A 20,591-nucleotide genomic window follows, 5' to 3' on the forward strand; every position below is an offset into this window, starting at 1 on the left:
CAATAGCAGGCGGGCACGTGTGCCTCCTGCGCCCCCACGAAGGCCCGTCTCTTTGTAGTAGTACTCTTTGCCGCTAACTACCCAGGTTGTGGCGTTCTGGTGCAATCTGACCTGTTTTTTTCCGGTGTTCGTGATCACTGTTCCGGTGTGAGTTTTCACTGTCATTTCTAAATATCCTTATCAGCACTGAGCAGATTGGTGGGCTCCAAAGCTCGACGTAAAACGTCTTGGTATTTAGGTACGCCGCGTTTGTAACGCCATGCGCCCTCATCGGCGCAAATCAACATCCAGAGGTCCGGCGCGATTGCGAATTCAATCGCCTCACGCATCCGAGCGTTCTGCTGCAGAATTTCGTCATATTCCGACGCGAGGACGTATGTACCTTGAGTGGCTGGCATGATTGCGGCAGCGGCAACAGCGTTAAATCTCTGTACTGTCATACATTCTCTTCCTTGATTTCAGATGACACGCTATTAATTTTCCTGTGTTCATTTATGATTTCACAAAGCTCACTCCAGGTGTCTGGAGTGAACTCCCATTCATCCTCACCAGTAAGTGCGCCCGATAAAATGGCTACTGCGCGCCTGGCTTTCTTCGCATTTAATTCAGGTGTGATAACACTGCGAGTTACTTTTTTCTTACCGGCTGCAGCGGCAGCTTTTTTATCCTGTTCAAGAACGTCAGCCGCTTTTTCGCCGTGCTCTTTAACACGGTCCACTGCAACATCTACTGAAACTTCGCCATCCTTAACAAGCTGTTGCACGTTATGGTTTGCAGTGCTCAGGGCCAGCAACTTCTCTACAGTAGGTATTGATTTGTGGACTAATTTAGCTATTTCGGCGGTGTTCAAATTGAATGCTGCAAGTTCTTTAACGACTGCCGATTGTTCAATAGGGCTGAGAGAAAGCTGATTGTTTGAAGTCATGATGCGCGCCAGGCGATCAATATCACTTCCTACAAATGGAACGATAGCAATACGCTCTACCGGTTTACCTGCAGCGCGGCAGCGTTCATAGCAGCGACGGCGGCGATGGCCTTCTACCACCCATACGCCGCCGTCGTCTCGCGCCACGGCTTCAATCGCCGGAACGGTTCCACCAGCCATGAGAAATGCAAAAAGGTCATCATCAGCAAGGCGGGTGCGCTCGTCGTCATCACGTTTATTAAAACCTTCTTTGACGTGAATGTTATCCAGACTGATAAACATGCCGCTATCGCTGCGAGAAATTATTTTCTCTTTAATCATTTTTTTAAATGAATTAGCCATATTCTTTCCTTTTTATAAGTTGGGCAGTGACGCATAACTTGAGGGTTTAAATCAAAATGGTTTTCTTCCTGCGTTTTTTAATGCGCCTGGCTCTTTCCTTTTTATTTTTAGCTACAATCCTGATCGGCTGAGGTCGTTGTGTTTCGTCACCGCAACGCCTGCGCATACCGGCGCGCATTTCCCAAATGATGGTTGAGGTATAATCAAAACCATCATCAGGCCGGTATAATGTGTCGCAGGCGAGTTCATGAAATAAATCGTCGCTCATTACTACTTCCGCTCCCGGAACATTTATTTAGGGCAATTAACGGACCTGTAATGTCTGCGGCCCAGTTTCCAGATGCGCACCGGGAATTTTTTTCAGTAATTCCTCTGGAGGTTCTTTTCCTTCGTTTTTGTATGCTTCGATCTGAGTATTGAGATCTCGCAGCGCCTTTTTGAGTTCATCAGTTTTTGTTTTAGTCACAACTTCGGTAGTTGACTCAACAAACTCGTCAGGAATGAGATCAATATTGTCTACCACCAGGCTTTCTGAGCCTTTACGAGCTGTGAAGGTATTCAGCGCGGTTTTAAACGTTGTACGGTTAGAGGTGATGAGGCATTCAAGCAGATATTTTTTCAGTGCGAATGTCTGACGGTCCCAATGTTTTCTACGCTCTGCCAGACGAGCCGCTTCTTTTTTGCAGGCCTCTGCTTTGGTGTCAAAACTGCGGATAACGTTCATAGTGGCGTCAAATTTATCTTCGAGCATCCCCTCAATGCCCTCCAGGGTGTCGGCGATCATTTCTGGGGTCAGCTCGCCATCATCAGAGGCCAGAGCCTCCAGTTTGCTGAGTTCTAATGCGAGGTCGATAGTACGGTTGCTCATGCTGCGTTCTCCTGCAATTTAGTGAGGCATTCGGCTTTAACTTCTTCGAGGCGGCGCAACCGGCCTTCCAGATATTTGGCATATTCGGTATCAGCTTTCTCGCGAGCTGCTTTGAGGTGAATACCCATAACGCGAGTGAGAGATGAGGCGATGCCTGATACCTCATTAGGCGTTACGGCTGTGCGCATGCTTTCCGTATTTGCTTTGAATTTTTCGTCCAGCTCTTTACGGATGCGAGTGACGTCTTCTGCTTTATCGCTTGCATTGCGGATATCGAATTCCAGGGCGTTTTCAGCTTTATATTCAGCCTGGTCATATAGGCCCAGCCAGACATCGGCGGAGAAGCCCAGGAGTGAAAGGGCTTTTTTAATAGCGTCAGTCAGGGATTTTTTCTGCGCCTCTCCATCGCAGGTGATCCCATGTTTAGTTTTGTAGAGGTATTTTGTGGCTCCATACGCTTCAACTTCCCCGCGTACTTCACCCTCTATTGCGTACCAGAATTTAATTTTTATACTGTGGTTTTGTTCGGTGATGAGCGTGCCGTCACCATCCCTAAGAATTCTGTTTCCGATAAATTTTTTATCTTCGTAAATTGCTTCGCTCATTGGAGCACCTGGCAACATGCGGTCTTCGACAACCTCATATCCCCAGCCAGTGCCAACAGGACCGAAAATCTCAGTAGCGCGCATGATCATGTATTCAGCATTAATGCTGGTACCCTCGAACCCAACACCCGCCAGATCCTTGGTATAACGCGGGTCCGTGCGCATCACAGTGCGCCAGATTTTCATGTTGTCGCCGATATCAGCCAGGTCTTTTTCTAATGCTGCCCCGATTGACTGAAATGTTTCCGCAGAAGGCGCTGGGGCGACGTTTTCCGGTTTCTCCACCTCATTTGAGGGTGCAGGGTAAGACACCTGAGGTGCAGGATTCTGCGTCAAAATCAGCCCCTCGATGCTGAACCGGCCATTACCGAGATCGTTTACTACCGGCTTGTTCTGCTCAGGCTGTGGGGTAGGCTCAGCGGGTGGGGTAGCTGGTGCCGAAGACTTGTTTTTAAGCTGTAAATATTCGTCTTTGGTTATTTCGGTGTAACCCTGCGCCAGAAGCGGCTCCAGTGCTTTTTGTTTATTGCAGCGCTTAACCTCGCCAGCCTCATTGCGAGCATAAAACGGGCCGGTGCGCTCGGTTACAGGTGGTACATCCGCCACGCCCGACGCTGCGCCATCCGGTTCATCTGAGTGCGGTTCCACTGTTCCAGTTGTGCCCGCTGCATCAGCCAGTGTCTGTTTTTCGCTTTCATCGTCCGGTTTGGTTTCATCGTTATCAGTCCCTGGTTTAACGACCTGCTGGCCACACGCAATTGCTACGATTTCAGGCAGAGGATTTGCGTGATCTGTTTCAGTAAGGGTTTTGTTGATGTGCTGCTGCAATGCGCCAGCAGTGAGGTGAATGTTTTCTGGCGCAGTTCTGACGCAGTGCATAATCGCAGCGCGGGAATAATCCAGAATACCAGGTGTGGCAATCATGGCTCGATTCCATGCAGCCCAATCCTGCTCCTTCAACGTCACCATTTCTTTTGCGCGGCGGTAAACCGCTGCCGGAATCTGGTAAATATCAAATTCGAATGGGAGTAGCGCTGCGGCAATTTCCAGGCCCAGACTGTCATGGTTATGCGTCAGGTCAGCGGAACGGTCGGTGACAATATTACCGCCAGCTTTTGCACCTGAGGCCGTGCGCAGGGGAGTTACATTGCTTGAGTCCTTACGCGCTGCCAGACGATCTTTTTGCCAGCGCTCAATGAATGCTTTCATCTGAGGCCAGTTATCACCAGGCTCGAAGTTGTTGCCGAGGTCGCTAATCAGTTCGAGCACAATTTCAGGGTGCATTGCCGCGATAGATTTAGTGCGACTTAACGCCTCCACCATGTGGACCTCAAATGAGTTAGCCTCATCCTGTGCGAGTGATATCGCGTCTTTGAGTTGGCTGGAGGTGATTTCAGTGGTACCGAACCGGACCAGTACTGCCATTTTCGTGCCAGAGGGCAGGGCGTCAAAGTTAACGCTTTTTTCTTCAGGCTCTGCTAATGGTTGGATCTCCTGCGTTTCTTCATTCCAGATATGAGTTTTCATAAACTCAGCATCAAGAACGTTCATTTTCGGGCGGTCCAGACCTGGGCGATCAGCGCAGCTCAGAGGCTCAGCGTACTCAAAAGCCGTTTCAGGAAATTCACTTTCCAGCATGCTCATGGCCTGCGCTTTTGCCAGGAACTCAGTGCGCGCCTGAATTGCGGTCACAAATTCCGGTAGTTCGGAATCTGGTGCCTCTGGGTGAATATAAATAATAAAAGTCTGCATTTTTTCCGTCCTTTAATTATTGGCTTTGTAAAACGCATACAGATACGTTTTAAAAAGCCCCGCGGCGACGCGGGGAAAGACTACACACAGCAATTCTTCACTTTCAGATGTGGTGACCGGATTCGAACCGGTGACCTCCCGTACCCTGTGCCAAAGCCAGGCGCTCTTCCGCTGAGCTACACCACAACCGCCTGGACACTGAATAATGCGCACGCGGTTGCAGTGCCCCGCGAACGGGGCAGCTGTGAATCAGTGAAGCTGGCGACCAAAAGAGATAACGTGAACTTCAATCTCGACGGTTGGGCGGCGACGGTCGCAGGGCTGGAAATCACCAGAGTTTTCATGCAGTCGGATAAGGGATTTCACAGCGCATTTAAAACAGCGGGTTTCGGCATGAAGCCCTTTAGCCGTGAAAGGAGTAAAAATAGTGACGGTTTCATTACCCTGATTTGATTCTTCGGCAATGAGGTAGCCCACAGCCTCGTCATTGCGCGTAAAAAGGAAGATGGTTTTTAAAGGGATTTTGATTAATGTCTCAAGCGTGATTCCATTGAACTCTTTCATGATATTTCCTTAAAAAAGATTGAGTGATTCCCTACCGCAGGGCGGCATGTTTTTTTGCGTTTAATAAAAATTAATTAATGATGTTTTGCCTGTCCGCCAATTGCATAGAAATACAATCGCAATGCCTCTTTCCACATAACAGGATCATCAAGAAACTTTGCTATAGCAGCTTTGCTGCGTGCGGCAATTAATGCCTGATGTTTTGTCATGCTTCACCCTCGTTGCTACCGGCAGCGTGGATAAGGCCAACAGCAAGCAAAGTAAGACCCGAACCCATAAAGCAGCCGATTAGACCAAACAGTCCGTATAACCACATATATGCCTCCCTGAATCAGCTTTCTGTTTGTGCCGGTTACGGGTCCGGCGACGCCAATGGCGCCCGTATTGCCCTGGTGTAGGCGAATCAAACTGGAGCTTTATTGACACCTGGCGTTACACCTTTGCCAATGATGGCGGCAACGCGCTTAGTCAGTGCGTCCTGCTCTTTGCGAAAATGAGTAGCCTGTTTATCCATTTCCAGCGCTTCGGCGTGGTCATGAGCGATCAGATCAGCAATGCGGACTGCGCAATATTCAAGAAAATCCGTTTTGGTACTGGCACCCCAGGTATAAACACAACCTGTTCCGGCAGCGCGCTCAGCTGCTGAAACGGCGCTGCGGGCTTTACTGAGGGTGCAGCGTTTGGCAATTGAGATAATTGCGGCCTGGTATGCCTCAATCAATGCAATACGTGTTGTGCTCATTGTCTCTCCCTTAATGTTGCCCTCACGCCGGGCCAGCGGAACGTTTTTTCTGAGAAATCACTGTGCTGTGATGTCTGCTGGTGAGCATTAAATTAGTATAACCTAAGGAGTGGATCAACAATAAATTGTAGTAAAACCTAAGTTTTTAAGGTGAAGTTAAGCCAAGTTATTGTTTTTTAAATATTAAAAAAGATATTTACAGGCGAGCCCTAACACCAGAAAGGAGCGTTCGCCTTTTAAGGTGTTAGTGAGAGGTTTAAGTTTTGTAGAGAGGGGAGTGAAATTGTATGAAAATTAGTCACGCTTTTTTGTTCTCTGTCTTTTTCGTGCCTGCAAAAGCTCATGAAAAAGCTTTTCGTTATTCTCCACCCGTGCGCGTAATTCAATTATTTGAGCCTCTTGCTCAGATGAAGGAAGAGCATCAAAAAGCTCAAGCAGTTCTTTTTGGATGGGAGTTAGCTCTTGTTGAGGTGGTGTGACAACGGGCGTTTGTGGGACATGCTCTTCATCACCGAATAGCAGCCATGCCGGAGTGCACTGGAGGGCGCTGCTTAGCGCAAACATGCGCTTTCCGGTAGGTTGCGTCTCATTGCGCTCCCATTGAGAGATTGTAACGTGAGCCACCTTAGCCATCTTGCCTAAAGCAGCTTGCGAGAGTTTCAGTTCTTTGCGTCGCTTTAACAGGCGCTCGCCGAAAGTTTCTTTTTCCATATTAGGTAATACTAATTTTTTCTTGACTTAGGAATCTTTAATATCAAATAATCTTAGGTAAACCTAAGGAGGGACAGGGTGCTTAAAACAGAAGCTCTAAAATTTTTTGGTGGTACTACTCGCCTTGCTGAAGCTGCGGGCGTAAGGCCATCATCAGTATCGCTATGGGGTGAATTAGTTCCCGAAAAGCGAGCGATGCGTCTTCAGTTGGCATCAAGCGGAGTGTTGTTATACGACCCCCAAGTGTATGTGCTGAGGGAACAGGCTAAACGAAACGGAAACGGAAATCTGATTCATGAAAATCAATCACAGGGAAGTGAAGCAGGAACTTGAGGAGTGGGCCGCTGAGATCGGCTGGAAAAACGTAGCTGCGCTGATCGCTGAACACCATGCTGATTTTCGAAAATCAGCACGTACTGTTGCGGGGTTACACAACGTGGAACAAACGATTAAGCGAGCGTTTCGTGGCAAGACCGCTTACTACCAGCGAAAGGCCAAAGAGTTAATGCCCTGTGTTCTGGCGGCTCTGCCGGTGCAAAGGCGGTATCAACTCGAATCACCGGATGATCCCGTTTTATTAGCAACATTTGCTGCTAAAGAAAGCGTTGAAGCGGTTAATGCCATTCTTCTTCGCGCCGCCCCAGCCATTGCATTGAAAGAACTAAACGAAGCTATATCCGCGTTTGTTGCCATCAAAACGGTCATAGAACCGCTTTGTGGTGTTGCAACGCGATGATTAAACCGGGGAAGTTATGCGTGATTACGCAACCGTATCACCTCAATTTTGGTTGGGGAAAACAGGTCGTGAGTTAAGAAATGCGGGAGCGGAGGCGCAGGTGGTGGCGTTTTATTTAATGACGTCACCTCACGCCAATATGTTAGGTCTGTATTACCTGCCAGTACTCTATCTTGCACATGAAACAGGATTGGGCTTAGAAGGGGCTTCGAAGGGGCTTAAAAGGGCCATCGAAGCGGGGTTTTGTAGCTATGACGAGCAATCCGAGATGGTCTGGGTGCATGAAATGGCAGCGTATCAGGTAGGGCGCTCCCTCAAGCCTGGTGATAACCGTTGTGCCGGAGTGCGCAATGAGTATGCATCCCTGCCGGAGAACCCCTTTCTGCCTGACTTTTTTGCCCGTTATCAGGATGATTTTCACATTGTTATTAAGCGCGTAAGTGAAAGGGGGTTTAAAGGGGCTTCTAAGGGGCTTCCAAGCCAAGATCAGGATCAGGAACAAGATCAGGAACAAAATAAAAATAAGTCCGATTCAAAAAATGCACCGAATCGAACCGACGATGATCCATCGGATGAAATCCAGCTGGCATTCGAAAAAATATTTTGGCCTGCCGGACTCAGGAAGATCGCGAAGGTCAAAGCGCTGCCCGCGTTTGAAAAAAAGTACCGGGCCTGGAAAAAATTTAACAACGGTCCGCCTGATGCTTTTGCCAGGATGCTGGCTGACGATATTCAGCTGCGACTCAGTACCAAAGTTTTTGGGTTCGACAAGTTGCTGCCAGCCTCGTATCTCAATGGCGAGCGTTGGAACGACGAACGGCCAGGTAGTGACTCCATGGCTTCAGAGAGCATGGATTATGACATCCCGGATGGGTTCCGGGGAGGATGAACCGGCGATAACCCGCAGCGTGCTCAGGAAGTGCGTTTCGAAATACTCAGGAGAAATTTTATGAAATCAGGAGTTCGAATTTTAGGTGCTCAGCTGGCTGAACTCATTGTTGGTCAGACCCTCACCGTACCGGAAATGCACGCTATCGTGGGCAGGAAATATCCCGGATACGAGCCATCAAGCCTGTGGGTGGCGCTGAAAACCATTAAAGACTCGGTGAACTGTAATCTCGAACTAACCATGAAAAACCGGCACCGTGCGTACCGTCTAAAAAGTGTTAGCCCAAAATTTTATGGACACTCTCAGCGAATTCAGGGGCGCAATGAGAAAAAAAGCAAACCCTGCCGCAGTTATTTCACCAGCGATGAATTTAAGTCTCTCGAACTAGTCGATGAGTTTAATCAGCTGATCAGCAGTGTGAGGACATCAACCACATCGTAATATTAATATTCCAGTTTGGTATCCGACATAAAAAATTATTTAAATAAAGTGATTTAAGTTGTAAGTTATTTCAGGAGTATAAGTTTGAGTTATGGCGGCGCGTTTAATATTCATTTAAAATTCTTACCTCAAAAGTACTACGCAAACCGAATGGTCAAATTTTATTCTATTTTAACAATTGTGTTAACGAATTCTTGAGAGTTAAATACTCCGGCGCAACAAGGATGTATCTGTATGGGATTTAATTTTTAAGCGAGATTGTTAAATGTTTATTCCTGACGAAAAAATTCCTGGGATTGATCAGTATGAGCGTCCTGTTGTGATTTTTAGAAACCGCGAAGGCCATTTTCTGAGTGGATTTGTACTGGCTGCCGATGAGTTCGTTACCAGTTTCAGTTCGTTTAAAGAACGTTGTGAGTCAATGGGAATTTACCTTGTTGATGGGTGCGGTGAGCGTTTATAATCTCCCAAGGTCTGAACAGCCTACTGAGAAATCGCTGTGCCACAGGAATCATTTATGGCACGCATACAATTTGTAAAAAATGGCCCCTCTTCGCTGGCCCCGGCGACACCGGAGGACAGCGAGTATTTGCAGCGCATTAAAATCGGTGAGTGGATTCATGCTGATTTCCGGCGCGTTCGCAATTATAAATTTCACAAAAAACTCTTCGCACTACTGCAACTCGGATTCGACTACTGGACGCCAGTAGGGGGGCTGATTAAGCCGGAAGAGCATCAACTCATTAGCGGGTTTATCAACTACCTTTGCGAAAGTGTCGGGCAGAGTCACAGCTCGCCGCTTTACGATGTCGCTGAGCAATATCTGGCAGATACGGGACATACTCGCTCGCATGATATTGCCCTGCTGAAGTCGTTCGAGGCATTCCGGGAATGGGTAACCATCCAGGCGGGTTACTACACCGAGCACGTTTATCCTGACGGCAGCAGTAACCGCCGCGCTAGATCTATTTCATTCGCCAGCATGGATGAGATCGAATTCAGCCATCTCTATAAATCAGTGCTGAACGTTTTATGGAATTATATTTTATTCCGTAAATTTAACTCTCCTGCAGAAGTCGAAAACATTGCGGCGCAGCTCATGGAGTTTGCCGCATGAAAAAAAATCTACGCAAAGCAGCTCGCGGGCGCGAATGCACAATCCGCATTCCAGGTGTGTGTAACTTCAATCCTGAGTCCAGCGTGCTGGCCCATTATCGCCTGAGCGGTTTATGCGGCACAGGTATCAAACCCAGTGATCTGAACGGTGCAATTGGCTGCGACAACTGCCACGCAGCTGTGGATGGTCGCCTCAAAACTGAATACACCCACGCTGAACTGCGCCTGATGCATGCTGAGGGCGTTCTGCGCACGCTCGTTATCTGGGAACGTGAGGAATTGATTACATGAAAATTGAATCAGCACTGAAGTATTTCAATCCAAAAAGTCAGAGCCTTACCGACTCTTCACGCGCAACAGGAAGCGAATCACTGACCGGTACCGATTTAATGGGTGCCATCGGATTCTGCCAGTCAAAATCACCGTTCGGCATTTCAGCCGTGATGGCAAAGACGGGCAACAGTGAGCAGGACACAATTAGGACGGTTCAGCAGCTGATGCAATACGCTAACCGTACTGCACCAAAGCTGCTCCGCAAAGCGGCGGGCAGCAGGTTGAATAGCTGCCTTATCGTTCTGTCGAAACTTGCTTTTGATGAGTTCTCCCGTTCGGCGGCCACGGACAGAGAATGCCCATACTGTGAAGGGCGTGGTTATCATGTAGAGAAGCGGCGGGTAGTTATATATCCAGGTTATATCAGTGGATTCGACGGGGAAGAAAAAATTCTACCCCGATACAACCTTCAGGAAGTTCGTGAAAACTGTACCGCATGCAACGGTAAGGGCAAAGTAAAGGCCCGTTGCCGCTGTAATGGTACAGGCCGCGTGCGCGACCTGGTAGAATCAGCCCGCCGTGGTGTGCCGGTCGATAAAAAGTGCGAACGCTGCACCGGGCGGGGTTATCGTCGTATGCCATCCAGCACGGCATTCAGAGCTATCAATGTGCTGGTGCCGGACCTTACGCAGTCGTCCTGGTCCCGGAACTGGAAACCGTTCTTTGAGAAGCTGGTGGCGAAATGTGAAATCGAAGAGAGTCATGCTGATGCAATATTCAGGCAGGCAACAAAATAATTGACTTTGCATAAAACTGGCGTATTATGAATAAATAGTGGGGGTTCTGCGTGTACGCCACTAAATTCATTTAAGACCTCGCTCCGGTCGGGTCCATTTCTAGTGACAACAACTTTCGGACTTTATGGCTTACGGAAAAGTTTAGGTGTGGTTTTGTTAAGAAGAATTTCATTCAACTCAATAATGACTGCTGTCGGAACGGTGTCGTCAGTTTTAGCCTGTATTTATGCAATAAAAGCCTACGAATCCAGCAAAACCCCAACTTTTCCTTTAGATAATGCATATATAGATTCAACCGAGATTTCCTCATTAAGTAAAAATGCGCATGACTTCGAAGACTTCATAAGCTCAAACGTCTCTAGGGTGGTATATCTCAATGTCTATTTTGACGAAGATTCTGTGGACGTTGATGAAGAACCCGAGTTATCTCAAGAGGAATTCGACTCTTATGATGACGAGACTAAAGAAGCGATTCTTGAAGGTGAAAAAACATTTGATCGGAAAAAATTGTTTATATGGACGGAGTGCTTTGAAGGAACAGATCGTAAACAGAGACCTAGTTTTGAAAACCATTGCACTGGTCTAGAAATTAGTTTCTTAAAAAATCCCGATGCTGATGCGCAGTTAAATTGGTCGAGGGGTACTTATTCTCTTAATGGCTATTTTTCAATCGCGCATTATAGTGGGCCATACCAAGGCTCGCGTATTGCGAGCCTTAGGGGTGAGAGAACCCGATAGGCATTAGAAAAAATTTCAAAGGCACTGCTTAGGCGGTGCCTTATTCGTTTCTGCATCCTTCGTACAGTGGCTAATTATCTCTAGCTTCAAACCAAATGACGCTGGTTTAAATCCGGTAGGATGCTCCATCTCATAACTTTTAATGACCACCAAATACACTCGAAATATCAACGCATCTACGGTTTCTGAATAAAAGAACCAGAAAACGGCTGAACAGCAAATTAAAGATTTTGCCATATTCCAAGCCAGGCAAAACCATCTCAACCCTGTAAAAAAATTTCGAAGTCAGAGGATATATTAATGGCTGAGCCATTGAGCACCAGCGCTACTGTGGGAACGGTAGCTGGCTGGGGCATTGTCACGTCTGCGCTGGTGGGATTCATCACCTCTGTAGATTACTCAATCGCGTTTGGAGCGTTTGCTGGATCGATGTGTTTTATCGTTACCGCCAGTGACCTGACGAGGCGACAGATATTCGGTTATTTCCTGTTTGGTTACGCCGCTGGCATTTTCGGTGCAGGTTTTGTTGCGGACAAAATTGAGGACTATCTCGAATATCGCGAAAAACCCTTGGATGCCTTGGCAGCAGTAATCATTTCCGCTGCTGCGGTGCAAGGCTATTTCTGGCTGAAAAACGGCGGTATTTCAAAACTGCCTTTCGTCAAAAAATGGATGGGGGAACAATCATGATCAGCCACGATCTACTGACGGTAATTGATGTCGCCATTTGTGCAGTTATTTCTTTGCGTCTGATGCTCTTTAGTAAAGCAGGCAGAACGCATAAACCAAGTATCTCATGGATTGCTGCTGGTCTGATTCTGTTTTACGGCAACTTTGGACTGCTCTGGTTATTCGGCCATTACCACGTCAGCGGCTGGCCAGTGGTTGTTGCTAACGCTCTGATATGCATTGCGGTGTTTGCGGCGCGCGGAAACGTTGCGCGCATTATTTCTTATCCAACGGAGGGAAGTAGTAAAAATGACAGCCAATAAAAAACCACGCGGCATCCGCAACAACAACCCTGGAAACATTCGCTGGGGCGATGAGTGGCAGGGGTTGGTACCAAAATCCCAGCGCACTGATAAATCGTTCTGCCAGTTCATCTCGCCAGAATACGGTATTCGCGCGATGATCGTCATCCTTCGCAATTATCAGAGCAAATATGGGCTGCGCACGATCACCGGCATGATCAAGCGCTGGGCACCGCCTAAGGAGAACAATACGCAGGCATACATTAACAGTGTGTCGCTGGCTACCAATACCGGAGCAAATGAGCCGATTGATCTGGCCGACAACCGTAAACTAGTTTCGCTACTGCAAGCCATCATCCAACACGAAAACGGCTCTCAACCCTACGGATACGATGTATTCATCAGCGCTCTCGATTTAGCTGGTTCGTTTTAGGTGCAGAGTCGATGAGTAAATTCTGGCTCGCTGGAGTCCTTATAGCAGTCATCTTGGCGCTTGGCTGGGCTGCTAACCACTATTACGATAAAGCTGTAGCCTGGAGAAGCGTTGCACAGCATGCTCAGGAACTGACAAGGCAGCAGGCGGACACTATCACCGATATGCAGACACGCCAGCGCAATGTGGCTGCTCTGGATGAGAAATACATAAAGGAATTAGCTGATGCTAAAGCAACTATCGATCAGCTGCATAATGATGTTGCTATTGGCAAGCGCCGGTTGCAGCTCAACGCCGCTTGTGCGAAGCAATCCGGCACCGGCACCACCAGCATGGATGATGCAGCCAGCTCCAGACTTACTGACTCCGCTCAACGGAATTATTTCACCCTCAGAGAGCGAATTGAAATCGCCAAAAAGCAAATAGCCGGGCTGCAGCAGTACATTAATGAGCAATGTTTGATGTAAGATGCACTCTTAAAAGGAGTGAACATGACAGAAAGCGAGATAGCAACTCAAGCTCTTAATGCAGCGAGAGAGTCAGCAAATTGGGCCTTTTGGTCAATGTGGGGAGCTTGGTTTTCTGGGATTGCAACATTTGCTGCAGTTTTGGTGTCCCTGTTTATTGCTTTAAGTAAACCCAAGTCTTATGTTAAAGGAAATGTACGATTAGCTAGGATATTTTCTGGTGAAGATGACTTTCAGGTTTTAGCTGTTACCGTTGTTAGTCTAACTCTTCATTCAGTTAAACTTAGCTATATATGTTGGGCGAACGGTAAAGACCATGAGTTTCAGCAACTATTTCGTAATGCTGTATCGGATAATCTGCCCATTCGCCTTGAACATGGCGATGAAGCTAACTATCGTATCATTTTATGTGATGAAGAAGGCTGCTGGTTTAAACGGATTGCTAAACGTTTATTAGAGGCAAACCTAGAGGTGAAAAAACTCAAGTGCTTTGCTGTGTTGTCAACAGGAGAGCGTTTCGAGCTAAAGATCAATAATCGAGTGAAAGATAGAATATCCCAAACTATTGCTGCTATGGCTTAGCGTTTGCAGCAGATTTGGTGCCGATTTTTAGATGCAGAAAAGTATGAACGTTTAGCCACGTGGTGAAGTCGGTAGAGTTTTTCTTTTAGTGAGGAAGGTGATTAGTGAGGCGTGCCATTACTATTTCTAATGCCAAGCATGAAGCGGGTCATTGGATAACAGGTTGGTTTCATAATGAGGCTAGTAATGACGTAGTCATCTCAACTACCATGGAGGGTAATTCATATTGTGAAAAGGAGCCGCACCCTGACTTCACCGACATAAGCGCCATCAATGATCATCTGAAAAATAGAATTATTAATTTATTGGCTGGCGCAAAAGCAGAAAGCTTAGTTTGCGGAAGCATCAATAATGAAATGTATCGTCAACTCATCAATGACTATGAAGGGGCGTGGCCAGATTATTTCATTGCTTCAGAATTGTTTCGATATTACTTCAGGTCTCTTCCAAAAAACACGAGGATGACATTTGAGGAAGAATGGCGCGCCGTTGAAGCTAAGTGTGAGGAGATGGTGATAACGCATGAATCATTCATCCTTGGGGTAGCCGATGAAGCAGCAATACGTTTTTCTGAAGAAAATAGAGAGATAAAGCTTACAAAGGATGAAATGATTCAAATATTTAATTCCCATAGCTAACAAAAAGCCACCAGTATGGTGGGCTTTCTAGAAAAATTATTGTATCACCGGATTGGAGGTATCAAGCAGGTTCCCGCCCTCTAATCGCTCTAAATGCAAGATTATGAGTTTTGTATATCATGAAGAAATATTTTTATGATTTTTATCATGCCTGTTTTTGTGTGGAAAGAAAAAATACTTGTCAGTATTTTATAGGGCTTTATTTTTTTAATTCGTCAGATGTGATCGATCCAATCGTCTATTTAATGCTCTCAATTTAAATCATCTTATTGGTTGCTGTTAAAAGCAATGTGTTGCAGAAATAATCTTAGCGAAATAATGTCAGCGATAACAATATGGCCCCGACTGCTAATAATCTGCATGCTATGCTGTACCATTTTTTACGAGTAGAACTCGAAGGTAAAAGATCTACACCTATAAATAAGATGGTTATGTAAATTGTTAATCCGCCAATTACTTTTTTATTCCCAAAGCTAGTATTTTCATTGGCTGCATGGTTTATGTAAATAAAAAAGAATATGATTGATATCACTACTGTTGCAATAACTAGAAATTTTTCACTTATTGGTGATTCTTTGTTTGCTTTCAAAACGGCTGCAGGTTCGGCAACGGAATTAGCTAAAGGGTCAATTGATGGATCGGCTAAAGGGTCAGCTATTGGACTATCTACAGGATTATTCAGAGCGGATTCTAAAGGTAGATTTGCTTTTCCGAGTTCAGTCGATTCGTTTTTTTTATTATCATACATATGTGATTTCTCCACTTAAAGGATGAGTTCTGATTCTGAAGCGCTAACATTGTTTAAACACATATTAAATTAAACACAACATATAATTTATAGCAAATTTCCAATGGAAAAAAATTGATAGTTGACAAAAGTAGCATTGCCATTGGCAGCAACATTATGAAGAGCTTATCAGTTGCCGACGCTATTGTTATCGGTAGTCGTGATAAAGCACTCACCGATACGATATTCATCCAGAACGACAGCAACACGAATCCCGCATCGTTGTGGTACATCAATCAAGTAGATGCAACGCATTACGCGATGCCGAACGCCACCGCGCCCAAAGGCTGGCAATACTTGGGAGCGTTCCTCGTCGATGGCAAATCTGGTGTAAGAGGCGGGCGCGCAGACGGTGCCGTCTGGACAATATCAAACCCCAGCATGGTACAGCATATAAGCACATCCGCTGGTGGTCAGGCTGCCGTGAGCATACTCACAGCTGGAACCTGCACGCTGACGGTGACGCTGCGCGACATGGTTTCTACGCTGGTGATCACCGCAGTCGCCGCACCCTGAATGAGAGGAAAAAATGTCTACTGAAAATAAAACGGTGGGAACGTCCTGGACGCTCATTGCGAGCGGTGCCGATTCTATGTTGATCACAGCTGTTGCCGGTTACGGGGATATCTGTGAATCAACCGGCATTCCGCCCGAATCCCTGTTAGGCCACCCGATTTATGCTGGTGGTGAAAAAAATAACTCATACACAGCGACGGGAGAGATTTACGGGCGGGCAGCGGCGGGATCGTTACAGATGCAACTGGCATTGACGCCGTAAAGAAATATGAAGGTGGGCGACTGCTGGCAGCGGTAACTGCCAACAGACATTCATACCCACGGAACAGTCATGATGAGTATGAACCAAGGCCCAGCTCGCTCTGCAGAGCCGGGCCATTTTATTGGATTCTCAGAAATGACCACAACAGAAAATTTTCCGCAGCTCACTATCATTTACCGATCGTTGAGCGAAATCATCCCTCATGTACGTAATGCGCGCACCCATTCAGAAGCGCAGGTGCAGCAAATCGCCGCCAGCATTACTGAGTTCGGCTGGACTAATCCCGTACTGATAGATGAATCAGGGGATCTGATAGCAGGGCATGGTCGCGTGATGGCTGCTGAAAAGCTCGGTATAACCGATGTGCCGGCCATCATCCTGCCGGGATTATCAGCAGAGCAAAAACAAGCCTACCGTATAGCTGATAATAAGCTGGCGTTGAATGCAGGCTGGGACACAGAACTGTTAAAGCTGGAATTTGCTGAGTTAATAGATGCGAGATTCGATATCAGCCTGACGGGGTTCAGCCTGGAAGAGGTGGACGAATTGCTGGTGGAGGTCGAAACCGAAACCCTCAATGATGAAGATCCCTACACTGCAAAAATCGACACGCCAGTTTATGAGCCATCCGAAACGGTTCCTGCAGTTTCAGAGCTGTATGACGAAAATAAAACTCTGGATCTCCGGGAGCGTATTCAAGCAGCAGAACTCCCGCCTGAGGTTGAAAGGTTCCTGCTGAGCGCTGCAGAGCGCCACACCGTTTTTCACTTCAATAAAATCGCTGATTACTACGCATCGGCGAGCGCTGAGGTTCAAGCGCTGTTTGAGGAGTCTGCTCTGGTCATAATCGACTATGAAAAGGCGATTGAACATGGATTCGTCCACCTGACTAAAAAAATGGTGGAGATTGTCCACGGTGAGGGGGATGAACAAAATGCGTGATGACTTCTGCGCATTCATCCTGAGCCATGGGCGCCCGGATAAAATCTATACGCTAAATCTGCTAAAAAAATCAGGCTACACGGGAAAGTATTTTATCGTCATAGACGATGAAGACACCACCCGGGAGCGTTATCAGGAATTGTTCGGCGACAAAGTGCTAGTTTTCTCAAAGAGCGATATCGCCAGCCGGTTCGATGAGGCCGACAATTTTGGTGACCGACGTTCAATTTTCTATGCCCGTAATGCCTGTTTCGATTTGGCAAAAAAAGTGGGCTGCAAATATTTTATCGAGCTGGACGATGATTACACGGCGTTTCAGTTCAGGGTTGGCAAGGAGCTTGAAAAGGACTATTGCCTGATAACCCGTCTCGACCCGGTACTGGAGGCGATGCTTGAATATTACGAGTCTATCCCGGCTAAAACTATCGCAATGGCTCAGGGTGGAGATTTCCTCGGAGATTCAAATAACGCCTCATGGCTGAAACGGAAAGCCATGAACAGCCTGATTTGCTCCACTGACAGGCCATTTGAGTTTATTGGCCGTATCAATGAGGACGTGAATACCTACACGACACTCGGCCGCCGTGGTGAGTTATTCCTGACAATCGGTGCCGTCCAGCTACTGCAAAAACCCACACAATCGAACAGTGGCGGCATGACAGAGCTGTATCTGGCATCAGGAACATACGTCAAAAGTTTCTACTCGGTGATGTACTCACCATCATGCGTGAAAATCTCAACAATGGGTTTAGCCCATGAGCGTATTCATCACAGGATCAGTTGGAACAACACCGCAGTAAAAATTCTCGACGAAAAGTATAAAAAACGCCTGCCGACCGACAGGGGGTAATCATGCTCCCGTTGTCAAAAATTGAATCCCTCGCAGCCTTTCGAATGAACGAACAGCAGATAGCTGACGTCCTCGATATCGATCTGGTTAACCTCAAACAGAACCGTGAATTGATGAGCTCATTCAGAGATGCCATGAGGAAAGGCCGAGCGAAAGGAGAAGTAGAGCTAAGGCGGGCTTTATATGAGCGTGCGCGCAAAGGCGATGCACAGGCCCACAACGAACTGATGAGATTATCTGCCAGTAAGGACTGATAGATGAGCAAACCCGACTGGAGGGCGCTGCAGTCTCAGTTTGCTGCTGCTCACGCCAGTACGGGTATATCACCCAAAGCGTGGTGTGAGCAGGAGGGATTAAACTACAGCAGTGCCCGCCGTTATATAAAAAAACCGCTAAAAAATTCTGCGCAAAAAAGTGCGCAAAATAAAACTGCGCAAAAATCCTCTAAAGCCCGAACCAGCCAGAAGCCTGAGCCTGTAAGGACTGCGCAAAATAAAACTGCGCAGGATCCGGGCGCTTCCTCATTTTGCGCAGATTTAAATGCGCAGGAAAAAATCTTTGTGGCCGAATTTTTAAAGTCGCGTGATAAGTATGCGGCCTATAAAAAAGCGGGTTACACGGGGGGAGATCGTGCAGCTCGAATGCTCCATCGAAAGCCCAACATTACGCGGGCTATAAATCGCGGCCTTGAGCAGCTACACAAAGACGCGGTAATGAGCGGCCAGGAGGTTTTGCGCCACTGGCATGAAATTGCTATTGCCGATCCCGGTGAGATTTCTCAGATGCGCCGTTGCTGCTGCAGACACTGCTGGGGGGAACGATTTCTCTATCAGTGGCGTGATATTGATGAATATGACCGCGCGGCAGAAAAAGCCCTGGCGGATGGTAAACCTCAGCCTGAATACGGCGGCCTGGGATTTATTGAGAACGATGATCCCAATCCTGATTGCCCACGCTGTGCCGGTGAGGGGGTGGCAGATGTTTATCTGGCTGATACCCGCGATTTAACCGGACCATCACGCCGACTAATCGCCGGGGTGAAAAAATCAAAATTCGGCATTGAAATAATGATGCGCGATCAGGACGCAGCACTGAAAAATCTGGCGGCGTTTCATCATCTGGCGGTCAGTGAGCAGGAGAGGGAGTTGAGATTACTCAGGCTGGAGCATGAGCGCCTGGCTAATGAAAAACTGAAAGCCGAAATCGAAGCCATCCGTAATGGGCGTAAAGAGGGAGAGCTGGTGGTGGTCCATAACGCTCTGCAGGTGCCTGGCGCTATTCAGCCCACTCAGGATAACGGCGAGGGCGATTAATGGCCCAGATATTCTGTAGAAAGCTGCATGCCGCGCAGTCAGCTGTTTGGACTGAGGGCAGCCAGCATCAGTACAACGTGGTGCGCTGCGGTCGTCGCTGGGGTAAAACAGCCATTCTGGGCAATATAGCCATATCCTACGCAACCTCTCTGTTTAAAGAGACCGGTGGCGAAAGGCTACAGGGCGGCAGGGTTGGCATATTCACCGCTGAGTATAAGCAGCAGCAGGAGATTTTCGACTACCTGGAAGAAGCGCTATTACCGCTGGTCAAGATGAAATCGCGCAGCGAAGGGCGCATTCGTCTGAAGAACGGCGCGAGGATCGATTTCTGGGTTACAAACAATAACCCGCTGGCTGGGCGTGGGCGTGAATATGACGTGGTGCTGCTGGATGAATCAGCATTCACCAAATCGCCGGAAATGCTCAATGAAATCTGGCCGAAGTCGATAAAACCGACGCTTTTAACCCGTCGCGGTCGTGCCTGGGTGTTCTCAACACCTAATGGCACCGATGAAAAAAACTTTTTCTATGCGATCTGCCATGACAAGAGCCTCGGATTTCATGAGCACCACGCACCAACATCCTCAAACCCGTTTGTTCCGCCTGATGAGCTGGAAAAAGAGAAAGCAGCGAACGATCCGCGCGTTTATCAGCAGGAGTTTGACGCCGAATTCATAGACTGGTCCGCTGATGCGTTGCTGGATATTGATAAGCTGCTGGTGGACGGTCTGCCGGTAGGCATGCCGACTACGTGCGACATGATTTTTGCGGTGGCTGATACCGCGTTGAAAGGTGGCTCGGAAAATGACGGCACCGGCTTTGTCTATTACGCCTATGAGGAAACGTATTCAGAGCCACGGCTGACCATCATCGACTGGGATATCACTCAGATCAAAGCGTCGCTGCTTCCGGAATACATGCCCAGCGTCTATGACAACCTCGAGCGCCTGGCGAAGTTGTGCCGGCCGCGCTTGGGCAGTATGGGCGTTTTCATGGAAGACGCGGCTATGGGCGCAATTCTGAACCAGAAAGCCGAAACAGAAGGCTGGGCAATGCAGCCGATAAAGTCGGCCCTGACCAGCAAGGGTAAAGATGAGCGTGCGGTTATGGCGTCCGGCCATCATTATCTGGGCAAGTGCAAAATCACGCGCGAGGCATACGATAAAGTCGCCACGTTCAAGCAGGACACCGCGAATCACCTCCTCAAACAGATCGCCAAATTCCATCTGGCCGATCCGCTGGCGCACAAGCGCGCCGATGACCTTTTCGATTGCTACACGTATGGCCTGATCATCGCGTTCGGGAACTACGAAGCACTGTAAGCAGGGTTC

Annotated in this window: 31 protein-coding genes, 1 tRNA gene and 1 pseudogene; 22 read left to right on the top strand and 11 right to left on the bottom strand. The window is 47.6% G+C overall.

Features of this window, described 5'->3' with window-relative positions; genetic code table 11:
• Positions 1 to 167 precede the first annotated feature (167 nt).
• From ACXKZD_RS09185 to ACXKZD_RS09230, 10 genes are all read right to left on the bottom strand, one after another.
• Positions 168 to 440: a hypothetical protein gene (locus tag ACXKZD_RS09185; RefSeq protein WP_488982025.1), complete on the bottom strand. Its 273-nt coding sequence runs from the start codon at positions 438 to 440 to the stop codon at positions 168 to 170.
• Complete coding sequence (locus ACXKZD_RS09190) at positions 437 to 1,267, bottom strand: chromosome partitioning protein ParB (protein WP_488982026.1); 831 nt, start codon at positions 1,265 to 1,267, stop codon at positions 437 to 439. The genes ACXKZD_RS09185 and ACXKZD_RS09190 overlap by 4 nt, the downstream gene beginning before the upstream one ends.
• A gap of 46 nt (positions 1,268 to 1,313) precedes the next feature.
• Complete coding sequence (locus ACXKZD_RS09195) at positions 1,314 to 1,535, bottom strand: hypothetical protein (RefSeq protein WP_488982027.1); 222 nt, start codon at positions 1,533 to 1,535, stop codon at positions 1,314 to 1,316.
• A gap of 36 nt (positions 1,536 to 1,571) precedes the next feature.
• Positions 1,572 to 2,135 (bottom strand): siphovirus Gp157 family protein, encoded by a 564-nt coding sequence (locus ACXKZD_RS09200; RefSeq protein WP_488982028.1) that lies wholly within the window; start codon positions 2,133 to 2,135, stop codon positions 1,572 to 1,574.
• Positions 2,132 to 4,492: an exodeoxyribonuclease VIII gene (locus ACXKZD_RS09205; RefSeq protein ID WP_488982029.1), complete on the bottom strand. Its 2,361-nt coding sequence runs from the start codon at positions 4,490 to 4,492 to the stop codon at positions 2,132 to 2,134. The genes ACXKZD_RS09200 and ACXKZD_RS09205 overlap by 4 nt, the downstream gene beginning before the upstream one ends.
• Positions 4,493 to 4,599: 107 nt before the next feature.
• Positions 4,600 to 4,678: transfer RNA gene (locus tag ACXKZD_RS09210), tRNA-Gln, on the bottom strand.
• A gap of 63 nt (positions 4,679 to 4,741) precedes the next feature.
• Positions 4,742 to 5,056 carry a hypothetical protein gene (locus ACXKZD_RS09215; protein ID WP_425035079.1) on the bottom strand — a complete coding sequence of 105 codons (315 nt, stop codon included), beginning with the start codon at positions 5,054 to 5,056 and terminating at the stop codon, positions 4,742 to 4,744.
• Positions 5,057 to 5,130: 74 nt separating this feature from the next.
• Positions 5,131 to 5,265 (bottom strand): host cell division inhibitory peptide Kil, encoded by a 135-nt coding sequence (gene kil / locus ACXKZD_RS09220; protein WP_406549058.1) that lies wholly within the window; start codon positions 5,263 to 5,265, stop codon positions 5,131 to 5,133.
• 194 nt (positions 5,266 to 5,459) lie between these two features.
• Complete coding sequence (locus ACXKZD_RS09225) at positions 5,460 to 5,798, bottom strand: hypothetical protein (protein ID WP_425021521.1); 339 nt, start codon at positions 5,796 to 5,798, stop codon at positions 5,460 to 5,462.
• Between the two features lie 294 nt (positions 5,799 to 6,092).
• Positions 6,093 to 6,509, bottom strand: a complete 417-nt coding sequence (locus tag ACXKZD_RS09230) for a helix-turn-helix domain-containing protein (protein WP_488982030.1) — start codon at positions 6,507 to 6,509, stop codon at positions 6,093 to 6,095.
• Between the two features lie 78 nt (positions 6,510 to 6,587).
• On the opposite strand from ACXKZD_RS09230, the gene ACXKZD_RS09235 reads away from it, so the two are divergent.
• From ACXKZD_RS09235 to ACXKZD_RS09305, 15 genes and pseudogenes are all read left to right on the top strand, one after another.
• Entirely contained in the window at positions 6,588 to 6,842 is a 255-nt protein-coding gene (locus ACXKZD_RS09235; RefSeq protein WP_488982031.1) for a Cro/CI family transcriptional regulator, read from the top strand.
• Positions 6,805 to 7,245, top strand: a complete 441-nt coding sequence (locus tag ACXKZD_RS09240; RefSeq protein ID WP_488982032.1) for a toxin YdaT family protein — start codon at positions 6,805 to 6,807, stop codon at positions 7,243 to 7,245. Before ACXKZD_RS09235 ends, ACXKZD_RS09240 begins: the two co-directional genes overlap by 38 nt.
• Positions 7,246 to 7,261: 16 nt before the next feature.
• A pseudogene (locus ACXKZD_RS09245) lies at positions 7,262 to 7,807 on the top strand (DNA-binding protein); the annotation flags it as partial.
• 387 nt (positions 7,808 to 8,194) lie between these two features.
• The gene (locus ACXKZD_RS09250) at positions 8,195 to 8,575 is read left to right on the top strand and encodes a hypothetical protein (RefSeq protein WP_449300537.1); all 381 of its coding nucleotides are present in this window, start codon (positions 8,195 to 8,197) and stop codon (positions 8,573 to 8,575) included.
• A 265-nt stretch (positions 8,576 to 8,840) separates the two neighbouring features.
• On the top strand, positions 8,841 to 9,038 hold the full coding sequence (locus tag ACXKZD_RS09255) for a hypothetical protein (RefSeq protein ID WP_287061099.1): 198 nt from the start codon (positions 8,841 to 8,843) through the stop codon (positions 9,036 to 9,038).
• A 54-nt stretch (positions 9,039 to 9,092) separates the two neighbouring features.
• The gene (locus tag ACXKZD_RS09260; protein ID WP_488982033.1) at positions 9,093 to 9,692 is read left to right on the top strand and encodes a DUF1367 family protein; all 600 of its coding nucleotides are present in this window, start codon (positions 9,093 to 9,095) and stop codon (positions 9,690 to 9,692) included.
• Positions 9,689 to 9,982 carry a DUF1364 domain-containing protein gene (locus ACXKZD_RS09265; RefSeq protein ID WP_488982034.1) on the top strand — a complete coding sequence of 98 codons (294 nt, stop codon included), beginning with the start codon at positions 9,689 to 9,691 and terminating at the stop codon, positions 9,980 to 9,982. Before ACXKZD_RS09260 ends, ACXKZD_RS09265 begins: the two co-directional genes overlap by 4 nt.
• A complete protein-coding gene (locus ACXKZD_RS09270) occupies positions 9,979 to 10,761 on the top strand; it encodes an antitermination protein Q (protein ID WP_488982035.1) in 783 nt (260 codons plus the stop codon). The genes ACXKZD_RS09265 and ACXKZD_RS09270 overlap by 4 nt, the downstream gene beginning before the upstream one ends.
• A gap of 102 nt (positions 10,762 to 10,863) precedes the next feature.
• The gene (locus tag ACXKZD_RS09275; protein ID WP_488982036.1) at positions 10,864 to 11,499 is read left to right on the top strand and encodes a hypothetical protein; all 636 of its coding nucleotides are present in this window, start codon (positions 10,864 to 10,866) and stop codon (positions 11,497 to 11,499) included.
• A gap of 300 nt (positions 11,500 to 11,799) precedes the next feature.
• Positions 11,800 to 12,189, top strand: a complete 390-nt coding sequence (locus ACXKZD_RS09280) for a putative holin (RefSeq protein WP_287061105.1) — start codon at positions 11,800 to 11,802, stop codon at positions 12,187 to 12,189.
• Positions 12,186 to 12,491 (top strand): phage holin family protein, encoded by a 306-nt coding sequence (locus ACXKZD_RS09285; protein ID WP_488982037.1) that lies wholly within the window; start codon positions 12,186 to 12,188, stop codon positions 12,489 to 12,491. The genes ACXKZD_RS09280 and ACXKZD_RS09285 overlap by 4 nt, the downstream gene beginning before the upstream one ends.
• Positions 12,478 to 12,903, top strand: a complete 426-nt coding sequence (locus ACXKZD_RS09290) for a structural protein (RefSeq protein WP_488982038.1) — start codon at positions 12,478 to 12,480, stop codon at positions 12,901 to 12,903. The genes ACXKZD_RS09285 and ACXKZD_RS09290 overlap by 14 nt, the downstream gene beginning before the upstream one ends.
• Before the next feature lie 11 nt (positions 12,904 to 12,914).
• Complete coding sequence (locus ACXKZD_RS09295; protein WP_488982039.1) at positions 12,915 to 13,370, top strand: lysis protein; 456 nt, start codon at positions 12,915 to 12,917, stop codon at positions 13,368 to 13,370.
• Positions 13,371 to 13,394: 24 nt separating this feature from the next.
• Entirely contained in the window at positions 13,395 to 13,952 is a 558-nt protein-coding gene (locus tag ACXKZD_RS09300) for a hypothetical protein (RefSeq protein WP_488982040.1), read from the top strand.
• Between the two features lie 104 nt (positions 13,953 to 14,056).
• Entirely contained in the window at positions 14,057 to 14,590 is a 534-nt protein-coding gene (locus tag ACXKZD_RS09305) for a hypothetical protein (protein ID WP_488982041.1), read from the top strand.
• Between the two features lie 307 nt (positions 14,591 to 14,897).
• On the opposite strand, the gene ACXKZD_RS09310 is transcribed toward ACXKZD_RS09305, so the two are convergent.
• Positions 14,898 to 15,338: a hypothetical protein gene (locus ACXKZD_RS09310; RefSeq protein ID WP_488982042.1), complete on the bottom strand. Its 441-nt coding sequence runs from the start codon at positions 15,336 to 15,338 to the stop codon at positions 14,898 to 14,900.
• A gap of 114 nt (positions 15,339 to 15,452) precedes the next feature.
• Between ACXKZD_RS09310 and ACXKZD_RS09315 the strand changes: the two genes are divergently transcribed.
• The 7 genes from ACXKZD_RS09315 (at position 15,453) to ACXKZD_RS09345 (ending at position 20,582) form a co-directional block, all read left to right on the top strand.
• Positions 15,453 to 15,893: a hypothetical protein gene (locus tag ACXKZD_RS09315; RefSeq protein WP_488982043.1), complete on the top strand. Its 441-nt coding sequence runs from the start codon at positions 15,453 to 15,455 to the stop codon at positions 15,891 to 15,893.
• A 13-nt stretch (positions 15,894 to 15,906) separates the two neighbouring features.
• Positions 15,907 to 16,155, top strand: a complete 249-nt coding sequence (locus tag ACXKZD_RS09320) for a hypothetical protein (protein WP_488982044.1) — start codon at positions 15,907 to 15,909, stop codon at positions 16,153 to 16,155.
• 135 nt (positions 16,156 to 16,290) lie between these two features.
• On the top strand, positions 16,291 to 17,097 hold the full coding sequence (locus ACXKZD_RS09325) for a ParB/Srx family N-terminal domain-containing protein (RefSeq protein ID WP_488982080.1): 807 nt from the start codon (positions 16,291 to 16,293) through the stop codon (positions 17,095 to 17,097).
• Complete coding sequence (locus ACXKZD_RS09330; protein WP_488982081.1) at positions 17,090 to 17,947, top strand: GREB1-related protein; 858 nt, start codon at positions 17,090 to 17,092, stop codon at positions 17,945 to 17,947. The genes ACXKZD_RS09325 and ACXKZD_RS09330 overlap by 8 nt, the downstream gene beginning before the upstream one ends.
• Before the next feature lie 2 nt (positions 17,948 to 17,949).
• Positions 17,950 to 18,201, top strand: coding sequence for a hypothetical protein (locus ACXKZD_RS09335; RefSeq protein ID WP_488982045.1), 252 nt, complete (start codon positions 17,950 to 17,952; stop codon positions 18,199 to 18,201).
• Positions 18,202 to 18,204: 3 nt separating this feature from the next.
• Positions 18,205 to 19,260: a terminase small subunit gene (locus ACXKZD_RS09340; RefSeq protein WP_488982046.1), complete on the top strand. Its 1,056-nt coding sequence runs from the start codon at positions 18,205 to 18,207 to the stop codon at positions 19,258 to 19,260.
• Positions 19,260 to 20,582: a terminase large subunit gene (locus ACXKZD_RS09345; protein WP_488982047.1), complete on the top strand. Its 1,323-nt coding sequence runs from the start codon at positions 19,260 to 19,262 to the stop codon at positions 20,580 to 20,582. The genes ACXKZD_RS09340 and ACXKZD_RS09345 overlap by 1 nt, the downstream gene beginning before the upstream one ends.
• The last annotated feature ends 9 nt before the right edge of the window (positions 20,583 to 20,591 follow it).

The sequence above is a fragment of the Pantoea sp. ABR1s genome, from assembly GCF_057812235.1.